Source organism: Bacillus sp. Au-Bac7, from assembly GCF_021341655.1.
GTDB lineage: Bacteria > Bacillota > Bacilli > Bacillales > Cytobacillaceae > Niallia.
In genome coordinates, this window is record NZ_JAJTTG010000001.1 from 1047810 (window position 1) to 1064863 (window position 17054).

The window sequence follows — 17054 nt, forward strand, 5'->3', positions numbered from 1 at the left end:
CCACCTTTCTATGCAAGATTTCTTTATCTTGAAATATCATAGCTTTCATGCTTTGTTACAGAATATACAGGGAAACTCACAATCGTTTCAATAGAGTCGGCTGCCTGCAGAATCTGATCAGCAGAAGCAGTTGGCTTGACGAGATTAAAGGTTTTGCTGATTAACTGGGGGTCACCATTTTCCTTAACACCGTTTTGAAAATGCAGCTTAATACTAGTTTCTTTCAACACAATTTGTGCCATGATTAACATCACCTCCTTTCCCTTTCTATATAGACATATGGTGCTAAAAAGGACAGGGGGAATGCACCGTTATTTTTATAAATATTTTATTCATAGGTATGCAAACAAACGAAAGAAAGGATTTTTTCATAGAATGGAAGCATAAGAGGATTAAAGGAGGGAACCTACATGGAATTGGAGCTACTAAAGGCATTTATAAACGAAAATTATTATGTTTTCATACCAGTTCTATGGGTGATTGGATATGCACTTAAACAAACACCCAAAATCCCTAATTGGCTAATTATTTGGATTTTACTAGCATTCTCCATCATTCTTGGAACTTTTGCTTATGGATTTAACCTTTCAGCCATCATAAATGGAGTATTAGTAACAGGTGTAGCTGTATTAGGACATCAAATCATTCAACACAACCCATTCAGATGATATTAAACATCTTTTATATATAAAAAAGGCTGGTGCAAAGCATCCCTTAAGGGGAGGTGCGCACCTGCCTTTCATTTTGCGTTTTAAGCACAACAAATTTTTTATTCCTTAACTATCCTTTTTTCTATAACTAATACAACAAATAATCCTGCCAATAAACATAGACCTGAAAGTATTTTTACCGATATGTTTACAGCAGAAGTAATATCTTTCAAAAAAGAAAAACAAACATATATGAACAAAAGCCAGTGACCCTTTTTAGCTATCCGTTTTATGTTAATCACCCTTCATATAGTTAGACTAATATTTATTGATTTTTGATCGGAGTATCCAACTGGGATAGAAAGGTACCGACCTATTTAATTATCTGTCCTTCTAGCAACTTTTAAGACTTTTCCTCTGTATATAATTTATATAGTTTTAAATGCCTCTCACTGAGCGTTTTCCGTTTCTCGATATCTCTATTTAATTGAATGAATGCTTCTAACTTAGCGTTTCTTCGCAGCCAATATACTTTTAAGTGCTCCTCACAATACCAGTTTAATGCTGTTCCTTCCCAATTTTTCAATGGACGATTTCCCCTTGAATCACAGTTCTCTGCTTCGCATTTTCTATCTATAAAGTATTGGGCCATAAATCTTCCTTCTCTATTTTTTAATGGTTTCTTTTAGTTTCTCCTTTGTTTCTGCTAATCTTCTCTGTAAATGGCTATTGTGATAGGTATCCAAGTAAAAATCTGCAAAAGATTGATGCTTATAGCGTGGTACAACATGCATATGAAAATGAGATAACTCGCTAAAGATGCCGCGATTTTGGCATCTCGTTATACAATCCGGCTGGTAAAGCTTTTTAAGAGCTTGTGCAAATAATCTAGAAGCTTGTATGACAGAATTTGCTGTATTTGTATTAAGCTTCCTCAACATGCCCTTCATTAAAAAGACCATCATCTAATAGACCACAAATATACTCATTATCATAAACGATATGCGCTGTTAATCTCTTATTTGCTAGACTGCAGCCTTAACATTCCAACTACTCACCTAAATATTAAAACTGGGACTACATTCACTCCAAACATCAAATTTATTGCCATCAATATCTGAAAATACAAAGTTACGTCCTGAGTGTCCTCTATCTTCTATGTCACCAACTTGGATTTTTTTATAAACAAACTCGTTATGTAATGCTTCTAATTCGCGTAATCCATTAACTTCGAATGTCATGGAGAAATGTTCTTGACCATATATATCCAAAAAGTTTGCAGTTTGGTTAGGTTGGGATGCAACTAAAAATAAGCTTTGGTTTGCCAGGTTTAGGATAGCCTTATCAGCATCCTTATAACTCAACTCCGCACCTAAATTCCGTACATACCATTCTGCAGAAAGGTCTACATTAGTAACTGGGATATAAGTTGTGCCTACTCTTATTAGTTTTTCACTCACCATTATCCTCCTTTTCTAAGTTTATTTTTTACGTATATCCTGTAAAAATCAGCTTTATCTGCTGCAGTATTCGTTTACCATTTTCATCAATAGTTTGTTTTCTTCCGCAGATACATTTTCATATAACCTTGCTCCTGCGATTATTGGCAACCACTCGAGTATTTCACCTTTAAGAATGGTTGTATGTTTACAATACATATCTATATAAAGCTCGGCTAACTCTATAGAAAATGACAAAAACAATAAATAAGTTCGGCATATATCTGCCAGCCTATCACCAGCACTAGCATCCACCCAATCAATGATATAAACTTCCTTGTCTGTTGCAATTAGATTAAACGGATGAAGATCTCCATGACAAAGTCTGTGTTCATGCTTTAAACTCTTCAATTTTAGAAGCAAGGCTTGCTTTTGTATGTCATTTAAACAAGAAACCGCTTGAAGCTTAGATTTGAGTCTTTCTGGCAGAGGCTCTAATGCATCGGCTTCAACTATAACTGCATGAATGGATGTTTGTACGTTAATTAAAAGCTTCATGTATCGCTCCGCATGCTCTAAATCATTTAATAATTGCTGCCCCAATGTTTCCCCGTAAATATACTCCATAACGATTGCCTGACTGTCATTTATATTTTTCACTTCCAGTACTTTAGGAGCATTAAGCCCTTTAGAATAAGCATACTGTTGTTTTTTAGCTTCATAATAAGCTTCACCCTGCGGTAAAAAATCTTTAAAAACTTTCATTATTTTACTGTCCAATAAATATAGATTGGCTGTATTGCCTGTAGCTATTGGATTCCCTAAATTCATTATTTTCTCCTCCGACCGAATAACGTACTAGGCGTAATACAAAAATGGCTGTATTGCAGCAACTAACATTTTCTATTTTAGGAAAAGACAGCAGGACTAATAAAATCTCCTTGGATAGGATCTAACCCTTTCTCAAACCGAATACGAATGGATGAACCCTCTCGGTAGTTTGATGAATTCATAACTTGAAAATGCAAATGAGGTTCTGTTGAATTACCTGAATTACCGCATAAAGCAATTAATTGACCTTTCGTTATTGAATCTCCTTCTTTTACAACAATGGAATCCTGTTTTAAATGGGCAAGCATACTAAACTCATTATTGCGGTGTTCCATGATTACGCAATTTCCTTCAGGATATTCCGAATTCAATTCACCTATAGCATTGTCTTTCATACCATCTACAATTTTTACAATCTTGCCATCTGCTGGTGCAGTTATTTCTTTATTAAAGGCATAATAATTACTCAGATTGTTTCTAGAATCATGGTAGGATAGACCATCCTTCATAATGACTAAATCATATGCATATCTTTGATTTTCATAAGGATAATGATAGTTAATAAATTGATTAGTGCCGCCCCAAAAAACAAACCATTCTTCTTTAATTGGCATTATATAAGCATTTCGGCTAAATTGACGGTCACTTTCTGGATAGGAAATAAAGGGGGCAAGTCTTATTCCATGTATGACATTATCCGGGGCAAAGAAAACCACCATAGCCTTGTCCCGGCTGCTGTCTAACCACAAATATTGTGTTAAATCTCTATTCAAATTTGTTTTCATTTCTAAGGAAAAGCAGTCTACTCCGATATTGAAGGATTCTCCGAGTTCCTTTAATTGTTCAAATGATACTTCCTGTTTAAATTCTTCTGTTGTTTGAGAATAAATGCTTAAAAAATCTCCATTTAAAAATTTATGTGCGAATTCTTCTGGTGTGACCCTTCTATTTTCTTTCATATAGACACCTCCTGAATTATTACATGTATCTTTACGGACTCATTTGGGAAAAGTTTCTAAAACGTAATTAATTTACTGTAAAAACTACTACTAGACCTTTTTTACAGTCCTTTCCACTTTCATTCTTTATTTAATATGTCTCTGATAAATTCCGTTTTGCCATTTGTATATGCTTGCCTGTCTTTTGCCGTTCTTGCAAGGTCTTTTTTTAATTTAGTATATTCGGCTGCTGCTTCTGCATTCTTACGAAGGTAGTTGCAAAAGGCAAGATGCCTAGCTAATTCTTCACTTCCTTTATCACATACATACAAATGATGTTCCAGCCAATCTGTACAATGATTATCCCATGGAACGAAACAATCTCTTCTCCCAAACGCTTCTCTGCCTTCAAAGCTCCATTCTTGCTGATGATAATAGCCTATTTCCTCCAGTCCTTTGACTACAGCAGGAAGAATACGATAATCTTCGATGACGATATCAATATCTAAAATCGGTTTCGCTCCAAGCCCTCTTACTGCTGTACTTCCGACATGCTCCACACAGAGTATAAGGTCACGAAGAGCTGATTTTATAACATACTTAATAAGACCAAAACTCTCTTCCCAATTTTCATCATAATCCTTAATTTCAATGCCGCTTTTAGCTTTATTATTTTTTGACATAATCGCCTCCAACAATAGTGTTCATGCACCCATTAATCCTTTCTCCGTTTATAAATATCTTCTACAAATTGCGCCTTATAGTCCGTATATTTATCAATACCGGCAGTAGGATATTTCTCTATAAAACTAGTCTTAAGATTTGTATACATGTCTCGTGCTGTTTTATTTGAATTTAAATAATCCCTAAAAAAGATGAAATTATTCCAAAGGTCTTTATTATATTCAACAAGATGGAGATAATGAGTTTTTTCTTCAAAGGTATCGTCTGTAAATTTTGCTAGTACGATTTCCTCCGGCCTTTCAACACGCAGCCTGAAAAAACCTAATTTTTTTAATGCATAAAAAAATTTTTGGTCAACTTTTGTTAAATCATCTATTCCTACTGCTAAATCCAGTACTGGTTTAGCTGTCATTCCTTTGATTGCTGTACTGCCAATATGCTCCACTCTATTCCTTAATTGTGGAAGCACATGCAGAATAGCCTGCTTTATTTTTATGTATTCTTTATCCCATTGCATCGAATACTGACTTAGTTTCACTTCATTTCTTCTCAACCCGAGTTTCATAAGCGCACCTCAATAATCTATCATGGTATATAGGAGAACAATTCGGGATATATCCAATAAATCCCTCTTCTTACCTTGTAAAATATGATGAAAAACAACTTCCCAGGATTAGGAAGCTGTTTGTCATCATTTCTTAAGTTATTCAACTTCTTTAAGCATCTTCTCTATAACTACTAATCTTTGATTCAATTCATCTAATCTTTGGTTTATTCTTGCTGAATTTTCCCTTTCTAGCATTAGTCTTTCCTCCGCTTTTTGTTCGAGTCTTTTGGCTATTCGGGAAAGACTAATCCAAGCGATAGCTCCTATAATGATAATAGGTATTAATTGCAGAAATAAATTAACAATCATGGAAATTATGAGCGTATTATTAGCCATTATTAAACCCCTTTACTGGTTTTCTTTTTTCTTGTTATTGGTGAAGAAAGGAACTAGTGAGCTTATTATTTGTTCATTAATGGTGAAACGCAAGAAATACAACTTATAGTATTTCATCGCCTTACCGCTATCTGATATTTCCATATCACACTTGATACAAGCTCTGCCTCCCCTAATTTTGGTAAACGAAGATACAGTAAGGCTCTGCTGATAAGAACCTTCACAGTTCTATAGATTCATTTTTATTTCAAGCCCTGTTGGTTCATCCATTAAAAAATCTCTATATTCTTTAAATACTAAACGAATGCCTGAAACATCATCTGGTAGGGCTGGAGAAACAATAAAACTATATGTATAATGTCCTATTGAACCGCCTGATCGATTGTTTCGGCACTCATATTGCTTGTCGGTAATATTTAAAGCGTAGGTAGGATTTTGTTTCTTGATTCTGGTCATAATTGGCGTCTCTTCAGACTCTTCCCAGTCAACATGAAGCTTTATGACACTAGTATTCTCATACTGGCGAATAACGGTTAAGGAATAAAAACGGCCAGCTATCTCCTTTACTTTTTGCACAGCAATCTGTTTTCTGAAACCAACTGGTTCTATTGTCGATTTAAATATGTGATCATAATTCATTGCTCCAAATAATTGATATAAAAAGTTCGGATAAAGTTCGTACTGATTTGCCCAGCTAGAAAGAATTTCTTCAGGTGGTACACCTGGATTATCGTTGGAAAGGATTTTACGTTGTTGTAATAAAGAACAAATTTGTTCATCAATTTCGAGAAGTTGATTATCATAATAATCTGTAAAGCGGGGAACTTGTTTCATATAGACCTCCTCCTTTTGTTTTTATTGTTACTTTAACAGAAAGTGGAATAAAGTGTATATGGATATGGTATAATTTTCTAAAACAAATACAAAAGAAATATCTTTTCAGAAATATAAGGAGCAGAAACTATGTTAAAAAGAAAATTACTTGCTTGCATGTTTACCTTCCTTTTATCTCTTTCATTCATTACAATATTGTTGCCTGCAAATTTATGGTTTTCTGAAATGGAAATGCAATCAGACTTTATTGGTGATTTATTTATGTATTCCGTTTATATAGGGTTAGGATTATTGCTTTACGGTCTCCCTGTTTCCATCCTTATCGAAAAAATAGCAAACAAACTTCCTGAAGGAAGAATGGCATTTACCTTTGGATTACATATTTTATTTGGTTTCCTTCCCTTCTTTCTATTATGGTTTTTTACGTTATTTTCATTAATCAGCTCTATTTTATTTTTTGTAATAGATGAAGGAATAAGATTCATAGAAAAAAGAAAAGCGATGGAGGTAAAAGTCTAATAGCAGACTGGATGTAAGTAAAAAAAAGAGCTGCCTATTGGCAACTTTTAAAGGTAAGCTTCGTTCGGATCTGCTGAAAGCTCTTCTATTGTCAAAAATTCAAATTGCACAGTTTGTTCCTTTCCTTGAGGACTGCATGCGAATACTCCAGCAGAAATTGGTGCGTCATTGGGAATATCCAAATGAGCTAAACGTATTTGCGACCAGTCATTACCATTCCACGAAAAGTCAACATAGCAGTTTTGAGCTATTCTCGATATTCGGAAGTACAGATTTGTCTCATTAGATTCCGCTTTTTGAGTCGACCAGTCCGAGTACCCTTGATTAGTAACGACAGCTCCTAATTTACTGAGCTCATCTGTGATATATTCTAAAGAAGTTTTAACCCAGACATCTTGTGAATAGCGAATCATCAAACCTGCATGATCATACTTTGATTTTGGGTATGTTTTTACCTTTGTTGTCATCCTGAAGTTCTTATCTGTTTCTATAAACAGAAAGTGCCCATTGTCTGCTTGAAAGCCATAATGTGTTTTTTGCCAATAATCTGTTTCCTGATCTGTTTCTAACACTAATTGCGAGCTTTTTTCATCGACGTACCATTTTCGCGGCTCACACCGCCACTGAAGCAAGCTGTTCAACTTTGTATTTTCAAACTTTTCATCGAGAAGCAAATTACCCATATTCCATTTACCTCCTATTTTCCCAATTATAAGTATACGCTTTCATTATACTTCAGCTTACTTCTATAAGATATAAAAAAGTCATGAGAATCTTAGACTTATATGGTAAATATTATGTTAAAATGAATTAGTTCACGCTTAGTGTTCAAATACATATACTTTTTGAGGTAAACGATGAATAACAAATTGCTATTTACTTTTTCCACTCTGTTAATTGCTGCGATTGCATTTATCACAAGAGAGATTGCTACTGTTATGATGCTGTACTTAATATTATTAGCTTTACATGGCATCCACGGCACATTGAAGAATTTCTATGAAGATTGGAAAAATCGGAATAACTATCCTCACTAGAAGGATTTAATACACCTCCTGTTTTGCAGAAATGGGAGGTGTTTTTACTAACACACAAACCATAGAGGAAAACATGTAATTTGCTACTATAAAAATTTTTATGCAGCTATGCTTCGGATGTATAATCATCTACTATTTCTACCACTTCTATCCTGCCGTTTATTAAAAGTTCTGGAAGCTCATTTCCTATATTTTCTTTCCAATATTCTCTTGCTTCCTTGATCTTATGTGCAAATGTTGCCCCATCTTCTTTTGGCAGAAGACTGCCATCACCTTCAAAACAACTGCCTATAACCTTTAATTTAACAATTTGCAAAACATTGCGGTTAAAAGAATCAAATAATACTTTCCACTTTAATGCATCTTCATAGCTTTTGGCAGCATACAAACAAGACAATCGTGAAGGATATTCGGGAAATTCTTGAAGCCTTACCATTTCTACAATTACTTCTCTAATAGCGCGAACGGTTTGGCCAACATATTCAAAGGCAACTTTTGCATCTTCGTCCTTTAAGTTCAGTTCATCTGCTGAAAAGTTATTATAGAAAATTCTCATAAAGTCTTCTCCTTGAGAATTTTTCCAGTCTCTTTCGAAAGAGAATCGATAAAGATTATTAGCTTCATTCTTATCAAAGTTCAGAACTTGGCCAAGCGCCATTTTCTTTCTTGTAACTAGATGATAAACATAATATACTCCATCCACCTGCATCGCCCTCCCTTTCCCAGTATTAGTTCTCGTCTTTTTTTGAAAAGCCTGCTATAATAAAAAACCTTATCCAAAAAGGATAAGGCTTTAACTAGCTTTAAGCTGTGCTTCTAGTTTTTTATAGTTAACTAACATCGCTATTCTCCAAGGTACAATCATCGAAAAAGCAAGAATCCAGAACATTCCGCTTAGTGCTCCCACATCTATGGAGCTGCTTAAGATTAATTTAGCGACAATCCGAACAGCAAGAAGCCCAAATAAAATAAAAATAAAGGCTTTCGACTTTTTCAAGTATATATCATTTTCCTTTATCTCAAAACTTGAGGTTTTAATCAACAAGATAGAAAAAAGCATACCTATAATACAAGATTCCAATATCTCCGTTGTCGTTACCGCAAACATCGGAAAAACGAACATGAGCGCGCCTGTGCTCATCATGACAGGAGGCAAGATAATTTTTTTTGCTGATACTGGTTTTTTTGCCGCTTTCATTCGGACGACCATAAAAAATGTCCCCATGAAAATAGCTACAATTGATGATAGAATGACTGATGTCATTGCTCATCTCTCCTTTTTATTTAAGCCAGCCGATTGGCTATTATCATTTAATCCTATTATATAGTAACAAAATTTAGCTTTTTTTAAAAGAATTAAAAAACGGATATGATTTGCATCATACCCTAAAAACTCCATTATACATTAGCTCAATACTCTATTGACAGCATCTAAAACTCTGTTTTCATCAAACGGCTTAACAATAAAATCCTTTGCTCCTGCTTCAATTGCTTCTACTACCATTTTTTGCTGTCCCATTGCTGAACACATAACAACTTTAGCATTTGGGAATTCTTTTTTTATTTCTTTGACTGCTTCAAGTCCACTCATTTCTGGCATTGTAATGTCCATAGTGACTAGATCTGGATCTAATTCCCTATACAGGCGAATAGCATCTTTCCCGTTTTCTCCTTCACCAACCACTTCATGGTTTGCTTTGGTTAGTATGTTAAAGAGTGTCAATCTCATAAATTTTGCATCGTCTACTATTAATATTCTTGCCATAGTTGTTCCTCCTCAACAAAAAACGGACAAATACTTTTCCATCTATAAATTAGCACCTTAAACAATATATCGAATCTTTGTGATCTTTTCAATCACTATTTTTTGATAAGTTTGCGGGCATTTCCCTTACCTATTATTATACAGGAAAGTAAAAAATTTAAAAGCCTTTGAAGCCTCCAAAGATTGGCGAAAGAGCTCGAATTATGACATTTAGCCCATTAAAATACAAAATAATTCCCATAATTATCATAAAAACTCCTCCTATTCTCATAAAAGACCTGCTGTATCGTTGAATGACAGGCATACTCCCAATGAAAAAGGAAAGCAGCAAAAAGGGAATCGCAAACCCTAAAATATAGGCAAACATATAGAGAATGCTCGAGGCTGGATTTGTGCTCGCTAAGTAAAGAACAGCACCTATAATTGGTCCAGAGCATGGTGTCCAGCCTGCTGCAAAACTTATTCCGATTAAAAAGGAACCAAAAAAACCAGCTGGCCTTTCACGGAATGTGATTCTCCGTTCCTTCATTAAAAATTTCGGTCTGATTATTTCTAATATAAACAAACCAAAAACAATGATAATAATCGATCCTGCCTTTCTCAACAACTCCATATGCTCTTCAAATAATGTCCCTATTAACGTAGTGCTAAATGCTAAAGCAAAAAAAATCGAAGAAAACCCTATCAGGAAAAAGATTGTATGCAAAATGCTTGTTCTTTGTAGAAGTACAGCATTATTTTTCATACTGCCAACAGACATTCCTGTAATATAGGAGAGAAATGCCGGATAAAGCGGAAGACAGCATGGAGATAGAAAGCTTAAGAAGCCTGCTCCTAAGGATATAAACAAATTAATATCACTCATCAAATCCCTCCTGTTTATGTCCATCCATATACTATATGACAAGCTTTCCTTAATATGATATTTACAGATTTTTTGCATTAAATTCCATAAATCGCTATAATCAAGATATAGACATGCATAGTAAAAGTTTTTTAATAGCTTAAGAAATAGATAACACTTTTGATGCATAAGATTTCGGCGGCATGTACATGATTTAAGTAACAAGGATGTTCGACGAATCATAAAGCTAGAAAGGACTAATACCATGTCAAATCAGCAATTGGTTTACTTAATAGAAATAAAAAGACAAAAATTAGTTGAAGCTGCAAAAGAACATGGTTTTGCTTCACCCATTGTAATCAGCTGCAGTCAGGAACTAGATATACTTATAAATAAATTAATGGAAACTACCGCTAATCCCAAAAAAGTTTCTAAATAAAAAATCCCCCACTTTATGAAAAGAGGGGGATTTTCTTGAGGAATAATATATTCAATTATTCCCCCGGCAATCGCAAAAAACGACAAATTTATTGGTTTTTCACCATTGCTAATAATCGACTTATATATAAAAAAGACATCCAACAGGATGCCTTGTACTAATTTTCTATCTCAATACATCTCTCTCGTAAAATCATTAGGTGCTTCTTCAACAGAGAAGCTTAACACTTTATCAAAATTAAAATATTCTCCTGTAACTGAATCCTGAATCCACTGATTCTTTAAAATAAAGCCTGTAGCATTGCTTAAATGATTGTGCCGAATAACCAAGCTTCTTTTTTCATCATTTCCATAAGTAAAATAAACAATATATTCTTTCATATTGAATACACCTCCACTATTATTAGTATTCGGTGATATAACAAACAATTCCTTCTTAATAACGAACACCTTACTAAAAATTTTATAACTTGGCGGTATTCTCGCCTTATTAAGTAGATTAGCTATATCTTCAATTACAAGCTTAAATCTTTTTAGCCAATAGTTCACAAACCATTTCATTCATACTCACTATTCATCGTCTCTCTTTTCTAAACTCAAATATTCCCACTATAATCACACCAACAAAAATAATAGAAAGCCCAAGCCACCAATAGTAGATAAACTTCTCACCTTCTGTCATGTATAAACAGTTTCAATAGCTAACGATGTCCCTTTTTTTAAATCTCTGTTTATTTACAAAAGAATTAATAAAAATAGTGTTTGTTCTTCGTTTACATACCATAAACTCCCATAATATACTTTACTGTAACTTACATAATTAAGCGAAGTAAGTTATACACCGATCTAACCTTCACTAAGGACAAGTGAAGGCTTTTTATTTTATACGCTTATCCAAAACAAAAAGCCCATTACTGTACTTCCATTCGCTTGTATTTACCTTTCCCTAACTTTAACCACTGGTCACTTCTATGTATTGCATACCATAATGACTTACTAATTGCAGTTGGATAATATGTTTCCACTTCTTCACTATAAAACTTAGACGTTTTGAATATATCTATAAGTTCCTGATTACTAATAACTACACCTGATTTAACCAACTTAGTGTATTCCATTAAAAAATCCAACGTTGATTGATTTAAGTTATACTTTTCTGTAATCATAATAATCCCCATTTACTTTTTACATTATTATAAAATAAAAAGCCCTATAATGGGCTAATTTCATTTTAAATTCCCTGTTTTATAAAGTCACCTTTTTTCTTACTTTACTACTACATTGCTTACATTTGCCTTTTTCAATTTCGTTATGGTATACGATTTTCCCACATTCTCGACACTTCTTATATAGATTACTTACTAATAATTCATTGATATTATTTTCAAATAAGTGAATCTTATTTTCATACTTAATAAATAAGTGTGCAGTATTTATAGAATCATCCAGTCCAGAATGTAACTTTCCTTCATGATTAATATTTGCAAATTCTAAAGCCTTTTTTAAGCTAACAGGATGATGACTTCCTAATACTTTAGAAATTGGTTTTTGTATGTCAGTGTAGTTTTTTAACCAGGAAATAGGATATGCGTCAATTGAATAATTATTAATTAATATATTGAGGTCAGATGGACTCCACGTACATATATAGTAATCATCTTCACCTATCCACTTTTCAAACTCCTTCATCGCTATAGCCAAAGGGATTCCCTTGCGCATTTCAGCCTCTGTAATACCGATCATTTTTCTAGATGATTTTCTTATGTGTCCTGTCTTTGGTAAAACAATGCGCCTGAAAGTAGAAATGACTTTGGAGTTTCTAACTTTTGCAGCTCCAATCTCTATAATGTATTGTTTTTCCCCTTTGTTGAAAGTAATTTGATTTTCTAGATCAACAATTATGACATCCATGATGGTTATTACATCTCCCTCTTAATGCTGTACAAGTAAAAATTATACCATTCCTATTATTAGTGTTCAATTTCACTTATATTATTACTAATAAAAAGTCTGCATTTATCAATAAAACACCCAAAGGTTAATGTACTATTATTAACATTAAAAAAAGATGAAAGGCATATACTAAACGTAATACGCACCTTTCATCTTTCTCTTTTATCTACTCTCTAATTAACTGGGAATCTTCTTCTGTTCCACTTGAAGATTTTACTACAATGATTTTGTCTTTATTTTCAAAATAACCTTCAAATAATAATTCATTAGTTCCGTCTTCCGGATTAATTACTTCTAGCAAAAAGTTACCATCTTCTGATTCGGTAACTATGTACTCTGCAGTCACTGATTCATCCTTGTTTATTAATCTTTCTTCACCTATTTCTAGATGTCCAGCAGTTTCCCCATCTATTACAACTTTCCAAGTTCCCACTAATTTATCTTTAGTAGAGCCACCACAAGCAGCTAGAAGTAATACAACAGATAATACTAAAACCAATCCCAATCGTTTATTGCGTAAAAACATTTTTCCAACCTCCGTAATTATTTCTCAACATTACAGTATAGTAATAATTACTCATTATTTCAACCAAATAAGACAAATAATAGTACTTTTGTATCACTATAATTATTTCCTTTCAATAATAAAATTAGTTTTCTAATTGCTTTTTTAAACATCTCTCAAAAACTTAGCTAAAGTCTAAATAAAAGTTGTTTTTATTAACCTTCTTTCTCACACCAACTAAAGAAAGCTGATACCATCTTAAACATAGACACTATACTCTGTGGCTTTAATCCATCCTTCTGTTTTAGCCGTACATAGGACTTTAAATCAAATATTGTTATGTTTTCTAATTGTTCAATTCCAAGCTTTTCATTTAGGTACTGTTTGAGTTGTTTGTACTCTTGACGTTTATTTACCATGGTCTATGGGGTAAAACCCATTGCTTCACAATGATATAAATACTCGTTTAATACATCTTCAAATTCCAATGAAAAAACCACTTTCCCTATGATTATGTTTTCACAGGAAAAGTGGTTTTAAATTAGTTTGATGAAAGTTACACCAGAAGGTTAAACCAAATGCGATGTAAATTCTAGATGAAAGATTCACTCTACAAGGCATTTTTAGGGAAACCTTTATCTATTAAACGCTATGTAACAGCGTAGAACCTACAACCACAAAGGTTTATTTCCCTTGTTGTTTGTTCATTGCAGCCATCATTTGATTGATTTTCTTTTGGGATGGTTTCATTCCCATTTGCATCATCATCATTTTAAGCATTTGCTCGTTAATTGGCGGGTTGTTCTTCAAGTAAGTCATCATGTATCTACGCGCGATGAAGAACCCAATAGCTAGTCCAGCAATCAGTGCCAAAACACCAATTAGAATATAAAGCCATAGCATATATCTTTTCCTCCTTCATGTTGTCTATTACTTAGTGTACTAGACCAAAGAATATTATACAATATTTGTCCAATAATTTCTCATGTTCATATCAAATTTCTTTCTTTTATTGGTTTTAACCAGCCAAATCGGGCATTTTCCACGTCAATCGCCAAAAAGGACGGTTCATTTTTTCGCAAAATTTCAAAGAAAATCGACTCAGCATCATAATATCCTTCTGCTTCAATAACTATGTATTGTTTGGTGAGCCTCAGCTGCGCACTGCTTAAATTGCCGTTTTCTATGTAATATGTATGGCTGTCCTGCTGCTTGAAGCTTTTGTTTTTTTGCAGATCGCCAAACAATAGCTTCTGGAGTCTCCACACAGATATAGGAAGTGTGATATAGTCGATTTGCTTTGCCGTCTCTAATTTAAGCAAGGAATCATCTGTTTTAGTATGCTCAGAAAATAATTTGTAAAACATTCTTTCTTTCCCAAGATAATCAGTTGCTATATCCTCTTTAATCAAATACAAATAATATTTTCTCATACCCTTTGCACACCCGCCTATTTGCATTCTTTTCTTCTATTATAAGGAAGCAAATATACAAGTTGTGTCTCAAGCTGTTAAAAAAACAGACTAGTTTTGTCGAATTCGAAATTTATTGGCATATTCGAGAGATTCTGTTCAAAAAAAAGAAGAGCAATCTGCTCTTCTTTTTTCTGTATATATTAGTTGTTATCAAGCACTGCTTTTAGACGTGCTACAACATTTTCTACTGTAAAGCCATATTCTGCTAGAATTTTATTTCCTGGTGCAGAAGCTCCGAAAGTATCGATTGCCAATACTTCGCCTTCGTCTCCAGCATATCTATGCCAGCCTAGTGAGCTTCCCATCTCAATTGCAAGACGTTTTTTCACTGTTTTTGGAAGCACGCTGTTTTTATACTCAGCAGATTGCTGTTCGAAGCGATCCCATGATGGCATGCTGACAACAGATACAGAAATACCTTCTGTTTCTAATGCCTTTTGTGCTTCAACCGCAAGTCCTACCTCTGAACCAGCTGCTACTAGAAGTGCATCTGGAGTTTCTTTGCTTGCAGGTGAAATGACATATGCACCTTTAGAAACGCCTTCGTATGCGTTAACATCCGTCCCTTTAATAGTCGGCAAGTTTTGACGAGTCAATACTAAAGCAGTTGGTTTGTCCGTTGATTCTAAAGAAAGCTTCCAAGCAGCTGCTGTCTCATTACCATCAGCTGGACGAATTACGGAAAGGTTTGGCAATGCACGCAAACCAGCAAGCTGTTCAACCGGCTCATGTGTAGGACCATCCTCACCTACTGCAATACTGTCATGTGTAAAGACATAAGTTACAGGCAAGCCCATGATTGCTGCAAGTCTGATTGCTGGTTTAAGGTAATCAGAGAATACGAAGAACGTTCCTCCAAATATTCTTAATCCGCCGTGAAGAGCGATACCATTCATAGCAGCACCCATTGCGAATTCCCTTACTCCGAACCAGATGTTTCTGCCTGCAAAGTTTTCAGGAGTGAAATCTTTTTCTCCTTTAATCATTGTATTGTTGCTTCCTGCCAAGTCAGCAGAACCGCCAATGAAGGAAGGAACGTTTTTAGCGATACCGTTAAGCACTTCTCCAGAAGAAGCACGGCTTGCAAGGCTCTTGCCTTCTTCATAAACAGGAATATCTTTATCCCAGCCTTCTGGCAATTTATCATCGATTGCAAGCTTGAATTGTTTAGCAAGCTCTGGATATTCACCTTCATATTGTTTAAGAAGTTCTGTCCACTCTTGCTCTTTTTTCGCACCATTTTCAGCGATTGTTTTTTTGAAATGCTCGTAAACCTCTTCAGGAACATAGAAATCCTCTTCGAAAGTCCATTTGTATGCTTCTTTCGTCAATTTGATTTCGTCTGCACCAAGTGGAGCACCATGTGAAGCAGATTTACCAGATTTGTTTGGAGAACCGAATCCGATAACTGTTTTCACTTCAATCAATGTTGGATGGTTTTCATCTGATTTAGCTGCTTCCAAAGCAGTTGTCAATTCTGCAAGATCGTTTCCATCTTCAACACGCAAGTATTGCCATCCATAAGACTTAAAGCGTTGTTCTACACTTTCAGAGAAGGACTTGTCCAAGTCTCCGTCCAATGAGATATCGTTTGAATCATAAAGAACAACTAGTCTTCCAAGCTTTAAGTGACCTGCAAGTGAAGCTGCTTCTGCAGAAACACCTTCCATTAAGTCGCCGTCGCCGCAAATGCCGTATGTAAAGTGATCTACCACTTGATATGAATCTCTGTTATAAACAGAAGCCAAATGTCTTTCAGCCATTGCCATACCAACAGCCATGGCAATACCTTGACCTAGTGGACCTGTTGTTGCATCAACACCAGCTGTGTGCTTGTATTCTGGATGTCCAGGAGTTTTGCTTCCCCATTGGCGGAATTGCTTCAAATCTTCGATTGATAAATCATAACCGGATAAATGCAGCATGCTGTATAGCAATGCAGAACCGTGGCCTGCAGAAAGAACAAAGCGATCGCGGTTAAACCAAGTTGGATTTTTTGGATTATGGTTCATGAAAGAAGTCCATAATTTATATGCCATCGGAGCTGCACCCATTGGCATTCCAGGATGGCCGGAATTAGCTTTTTCAATACTATCAATCGCTAATGTGCGGATTGAACTAATAGCTAAGTTATCAATTGTTTCTGTCATTCACTAACATCCTCTCATTTATAAATCGTACATACTTATAATAAATGTC

General features: G+C 34.6%; 26 protein-coding genes. 4 read left to right on the forward strand and 22 right to left on the reverse strand.

Going from position 1 to position 17054, the window contains the following annotated elements:
• Nucleotides 1-23: 23 nt before the first annotated feature.
• Nucleotides 24-242, reverse strand: a complete 219-nt coding sequence (locus tag LXM54_RS05305; protein ID WP_233314041.1) for a DUF1659 domain-containing protein — start codon at nucleotides 240-242, stop codon at nucleotides 24-26.
• A gap of 168 nt (nucleotides 243-410) precedes the next feature.
• Here LXM54_RS05305 and LXM54_RS05310 point away from each other — a divergent pair, with 168 nt between their 5' ends.
• Nucleotides 411-668 carry a phage holin family protein gene (locus LXM54_RS05310; RefSeq protein WP_233314042.1) on the forward strand — a complete coding sequence of 86 codons (258 nt, stop codon included), beginning with the start codon at nucleotides 411-413 and terminating at the stop codon, nucleotides 666-668.
• Nucleotides 669-1053: 385 nt separating this feature from the next.
• On the opposite strand, the gene LXM54_RS05315 is transcribed toward LXM54_RS05310, so the two are convergent.
• From LXM54_RS05315 to LXM54_RS05355, 9 genes are all read right to left on the reverse strand, one after another.
• A complete protein-coding gene (locus tag LXM54_RS05315; RefSeq protein WP_233314043.1) occupies nucleotides 1054-1236 on the reverse strand; it encodes a hypothetical protein in 183 nt (60 codons plus the stop codon).
• Between the two features lie 79 nt (nucleotides 1237-1315).
• On the reverse strand, nucleotides 1316-1600 hold the full coding sequence (locus LXM54_RS05320) for an HIT family protein (RefSeq protein WP_233314044.1): 285 nt from the start codon (nucleotides 1598-1600) through the stop codon (nucleotides 1316-1318).
• A 108-nt stretch (nucleotides 1601-1708) separates the two neighbouring features.
• Nucleotides 1709-2110 carry a VOC family protein gene (locus LXM54_RS05325; protein ID WP_233314761.1) on the reverse strand — a complete coding sequence of 134 codons (402 nt, stop codon included), beginning with the start codon at nucleotides 2108-2110 and terminating at the stop codon, nucleotides 1709-1711.
• A 54-nt stretch (nucleotides 2111-2164) separates the two neighbouring features.
• Entirely contained in the window at nucleotides 2165-2920 is a 756-nt protein-coding gene (locus LXM54_RS05330; protein ID WP_233314045.1) for a phosphotransferase family protein, read from the reverse strand.
• A gap of 77 nt (nucleotides 2921-2997) precedes the next feature.
• Nucleotides 2998-3879, reverse strand: a complete 882-nt coding sequence (locus tag LXM54_RS05335) for a M23 family metallopeptidase (RefSeq protein WP_233314046.1) — start codon at nucleotides 3877-3879, stop codon at nucleotides 2998-3000.
• A 119-nt stretch (nucleotides 3880-3998) separates the two neighbouring features.
• Complete coding sequence (locus LXM54_RS05340) at nucleotides 3999-4541, reverse strand: GrpB family protein (RefSeq protein ID WP_233314047.1); 543 nt, start codon at nucleotides 4539-4541, stop codon at nucleotides 3999-4001.
• 32 nt (nucleotides 4542-4573) lie between these two features.
• Complete coding sequence (locus LXM54_RS05345; RefSeq protein WP_233314048.1) at nucleotides 4574-5107, reverse strand: GrpB family protein; 534 nt, start codon at nucleotides 5105-5107, stop codon at nucleotides 4574-4576.
• 138 nt (nucleotides 5108-5245) lie between these two features.
• The gene (locus LXM54_RS05350; RefSeq protein ID WP_233314049.1) at nucleotides 5246-5485 is read right to left on the reverse strand and encodes a hypothetical protein; all 240 of its coding nucleotides are present in this window, start codon (nucleotides 5483-5485) and stop codon (nucleotides 5246-5248) included.
• 228 nt (nucleotides 5486-5713) lie between these two features.
• A complete protein-coding gene (locus LXM54_RS05355; RefSeq protein ID WP_233314050.1) occupies nucleotides 5714-6319 on the reverse strand; it encodes a hypothetical protein in 606 nt (201 codons plus the stop codon).
• A 129-nt stretch (nucleotides 6320-6448) separates the two neighbouring features.
• Between LXM54_RS05355 and LXM54_RS05360 the strand changes: the two genes are divergently transcribed.
• Nucleotides 6449-6838: a hypothetical protein gene (locus LXM54_RS05360; protein ID WP_233314051.1), complete on the forward strand. Its 390-nt coding sequence runs from the start codon at nucleotides 6449-6451 to the stop codon at nucleotides 6836-6838.
• A gap of 47 nt (nucleotides 6839-6885) precedes the next feature.
• On the opposite strand, the gene LXM54_RS05365 is transcribed toward LXM54_RS05360, so the two are convergent.
• Nucleotides 6886-7521: a DUF1349 domain-containing protein gene (locus tag LXM54_RS05365; protein WP_233314052.1), complete on the reverse strand. Its 636-nt coding sequence runs from the start codon at nucleotides 7519-7521 to the stop codon at nucleotides 6886-6888.
• A gap of 174 nt (nucleotides 7522-7695) precedes the next feature.
• Between LXM54_RS05365 and LXM54_RS05370 the strand changes: the two genes are divergently transcribed.
• A complete protein-coding gene (locus LXM54_RS05370) occupies nucleotides 7696-7875 on the forward strand; it encodes a hypothetical protein (protein WP_233314053.1) in 180 nt (59 codons plus the stop codon).
• Between the two features lie 106 nt (nucleotides 7876-7981).
• On the opposite strand, the gene LXM54_RS05375 is transcribed toward LXM54_RS05370, so the two are convergent.
• From LXM54_RS05375 to LXM54_RS05390, 4 genes are all read right to left on the reverse strand, one after another.
• Nucleotides 7982-8533, reverse strand: a complete 552-nt coding sequence (locus LXM54_RS05375; protein WP_233314762.1) for a DUF2441 domain-containing protein — start codon at nucleotides 8531-8533, stop codon at nucleotides 7982-7984.
• Between the two features lie 135 nt (nucleotides 8534-8668).
• Nucleotides 8669-9139, reverse strand: a complete 471-nt coding sequence (locus LXM54_RS05380; protein WP_233314054.1) for a CcdC family protein — start codon at nucleotides 9137-9139, stop codon at nucleotides 8669-8671.
• 141 nt (nucleotides 9140-9280) lie between these two features.
• Entirely contained in the window at nucleotides 9281-9640 is a 360-nt protein-coding gene (locus LXM54_RS05385; RefSeq protein WP_233314055.1) for a response regulator, read from the reverse strand.
• A 157-nt stretch (nucleotides 9641-9797) separates the two neighbouring features.
• Nucleotides 9798-10505, reverse strand: a complete 708-nt coding sequence (locus tag LXM54_RS05390; protein ID WP_233314056.1) for a cytochrome c biogenesis CcdA family protein — start codon at nucleotides 10503-10505, stop codon at nucleotides 9798-9800.
• A gap of 244 nt (nucleotides 10506-10749) precedes the next feature.
• Between LXM54_RS05390 and LXM54_RS05395 the strand changes: the two genes are divergently transcribed.
• Entirely contained in the window at nucleotides 10750-10923 is a 174-nt protein-coding gene (locus tag LXM54_RS05395; RefSeq protein ID WP_233314057.1) for an aspartyl-phosphate phosphatase Spo0E family protein, read from the forward strand.
• A gap of 170 nt (nucleotides 10924-11093) precedes the next feature.
• Here LXM54_RS05395 and LXM54_RS05400 read toward each other — a convergent pair whose 3' ends face one another.
• The 7 genes from LXM54_RS05400 to tkt form a co-directional block, all read right to left on the reverse strand.
• Entirely contained in the window at nucleotides 11094-11303 is a 210-nt protein-coding gene (locus LXM54_RS05400) for a hypothetical protein (RefSeq protein WP_233314058.1), read from the reverse strand.
• Nucleotides 11304-11833: 530 nt separating this feature from the next.
• The gene (locus tag LXM54_RS05405; protein WP_233314059.1) at nucleotides 11834-12088 is read right to left on the reverse strand and encodes a hypothetical protein; all 255 of its coding nucleotides are present in this window, start codon (nucleotides 12086-12088) and stop codon (nucleotides 11834-11836) included.
• Between the two features lie 79 nt (nucleotides 12089-12167).
• Nucleotides 12168-12833 carry a 3'-5' exonuclease gene (locus tag LXM54_RS05410; RefSeq protein WP_233314060.1) on the reverse strand — a complete coding sequence of 222 codons (666 nt, stop codon included), beginning with the start codon at nucleotides 12831-12833 and terminating at the stop codon, nucleotides 12168-12170.
• A 208-nt stretch (nucleotides 12834-13041) separates the two neighbouring features.
• Nucleotides 13042-13401 carry a hypothetical protein gene (locus LXM54_RS05415; protein ID WP_233314061.1) on the reverse strand — a complete coding sequence of 120 codons (360 nt, stop codon included), beginning with the start codon at nucleotides 13399-13401 and terminating at the stop codon, nucleotides 13042-13044.
• A 663-nt stretch (nucleotides 13402-14064) separates the two neighbouring features.
• Nucleotides 14065-14283, reverse strand: coding sequence for a YneF family protein (locus LXM54_RS05420; RefSeq protein WP_127741347.1), 219 nt, complete (start codon nucleotides 14281-14283; stop codon nucleotides 14065-14067).
• An 86-nt stretch (nucleotides 14284-14369) separates the two neighbouring features.
• On the reverse strand, nucleotides 14370-14813 hold the full coding sequence (sirA, locus tag LXM54_RS05425; RefSeq protein WP_233314062.1) for a sporulation inhibitor of replication protein SirA: 444 nt from the start codon (nucleotides 14811-14813) through the stop codon (nucleotides 14370-14372).
• A gap of 182 nt (nucleotides 14814-14995) precedes the next feature.
• Nucleotides 14996-17005: a transketolase gene (gene tkt, locus LXM54_RS05430; protein WP_233314063.1), complete on the reverse strand. Its 2010-nt coding sequence runs from the start codon at nucleotides 17003-17005 to the stop codon at nucleotides 14996-14998.
• Between the last annotated feature and the right edge of the window lie 49 nt (nucleotides 17006-17054).

Coding starts and splice junctions, on each gene's coding strand:
- LXM54_RS05305 (WP_233314041.1), bottom strand. CDS start 242: ATGGCACAAATTGTGTTGAAAGAAACTAGTATTAAGCTGCATTTTCAA.
- LXM54_RS05310 (WP_233314042.1), top strand. CDS start 411: ATGGAATTGGAGCTACTAAAGGCATTTATAAACGAAAATTATTATGTT.
- LXM54_RS05320 (WP_233314044.1), bottom strand. CDS start 1,600: ATGAAGGGCATGTTGAGGAAGCTTAATACAAATACAGCAAATTCTGTC.
- LXM54_RS05330 (WP_233314045.1), bottom strand. CDS start 2,920: ATGAATTTAGGGAATCCAATAGCTACAGGCAATACAGCCAATCTATAT.
- LXM54_RS05335 (WP_233314046.1), bottom strand. CDS start 3,879: ATGAAAGAAAATAGAAGGGTCACACCAGAAGAATTCGCACATAAATTT.
- LXM54_RS05340 (WP_233314047.1), bottom strand. CDS start 4,541: ATGTCAAAAAATAATAAAGCTAAAAGCGGCATTGAAATTAAGGATTAT.
- LXM54_RS05345 (WP_233314048.1), bottom strand. CDS start 5,107: ATGAAACTCGGGTTGAGAAGAAATGAAGTGAAACTAAGTCAGTATTCG.
- LXM54_RS05350 (WP_233314049.1), bottom strand. CDS start 5,485: ATGGCTAATAATACGCTCATAATTTCCATGATTGTTAATTTATTTCTG.
- LXM54_RS05355 (WP_233314050.1), bottom strand. CDS start 6,319: ATGAAACAAGTTCCCCGCTTTACAGATTATTATGATAATCAACTTCTC.
- LXM54_RS05360 (WP_233314051.1), top strand. CDS start 6,449: ATGTTAAAAAGAAAATTACTTGCTTGCATGTTTACCTTCCTTTTATCT.
- LXM54_RS05365 (WP_233314052.1), bottom strand. CDS start 7,521: ATGGGTAATTTGCTTCTCGATGAAAAGTTTGAAAATACAAAGTTGAAC.
- LXM54_RS05370 (WP_233314053.1), top strand. CDS start 7,696: ATGAATAACAAATTGCTATTTACTTTTTCCACTCTGTTAATTGCTGCG.
- LXM54_RS05375 (WP_233314762.1), bottom strand. CDS start 8,533: ATGGCGCTTGGCCAAGTTCTGAACTTTGATAAGAATGAAGCTAATAAT.
- LXM54_RS05380 (WP_233314054.1), bottom strand. CDS start 9,139: ATGACATCAGTCATTCTATCATCAATTGTAGCTATTTTCATGGGGACA.
- LXM54_RS05385 (WP_233314055.1), bottom strand. CDS start 9,640: ATGGCAAGAATATTAATAGTAGACGATGCAAAATTTATGAGATTGACA.
- LXM54_RS05390 (WP_233314056.1), bottom strand. CDS start 10,505: ATGAGTGATATTAATTTGTTTATATCCTTAGGAGCAGGCTTCTTAAGC.
- LXM54_RS05395 (WP_233314057.1), top strand. CDS start 10,750: ATGTCAAATCAGCAATTGGTTTACTTAATAGAAATAAAAAGACAAAAA.
- LXM54_RS05400 (WP_233314058.1), bottom strand. CDS start 11,303: ATGAAAGAATATATTGTTTATTTTACTTATGGAAATGATGAAAAAAGA.
- LXM54_RS05405 (WP_233314059.1), bottom strand. CDS start 12,088: ATGATTACAGAAAAGTATAACTTAAATCAATCAACGTTGGATTTTTTA.
- LXM54_RS05410 (WP_233314060.1), bottom strand. CDS start 12,833: ATGGATGTCATAATTGTTGATCTAGAAAATCAAATTACTTTCAACAAA.
- LXM54_RS05415 (WP_233314061.1), bottom strand. CDS start 13,401: ATGTTTTTACGCAATAAACGATTGGGATTGGTTTTAGTATTATCTGTT.
- LXM54_RS05420 (WP_127741347.1), bottom strand. CDS start 14,283: ATGCTATGGCTTTATATTCTAATTGGTGTTTTGGCACTGATTGCTGGA.
- sirA (WP_233314062.1), bottom strand. CDS start 14,813: ATGAGAAAATATTATTTGTATTTGATTAAAGAGGATATAGCAACTGAT.
- tkt (WP_233314063.1), bottom strand. CDS start 17,005: ATGACAGAAACAATTGATAACTTAGCTATTAGTTCAATCCGCACATTA.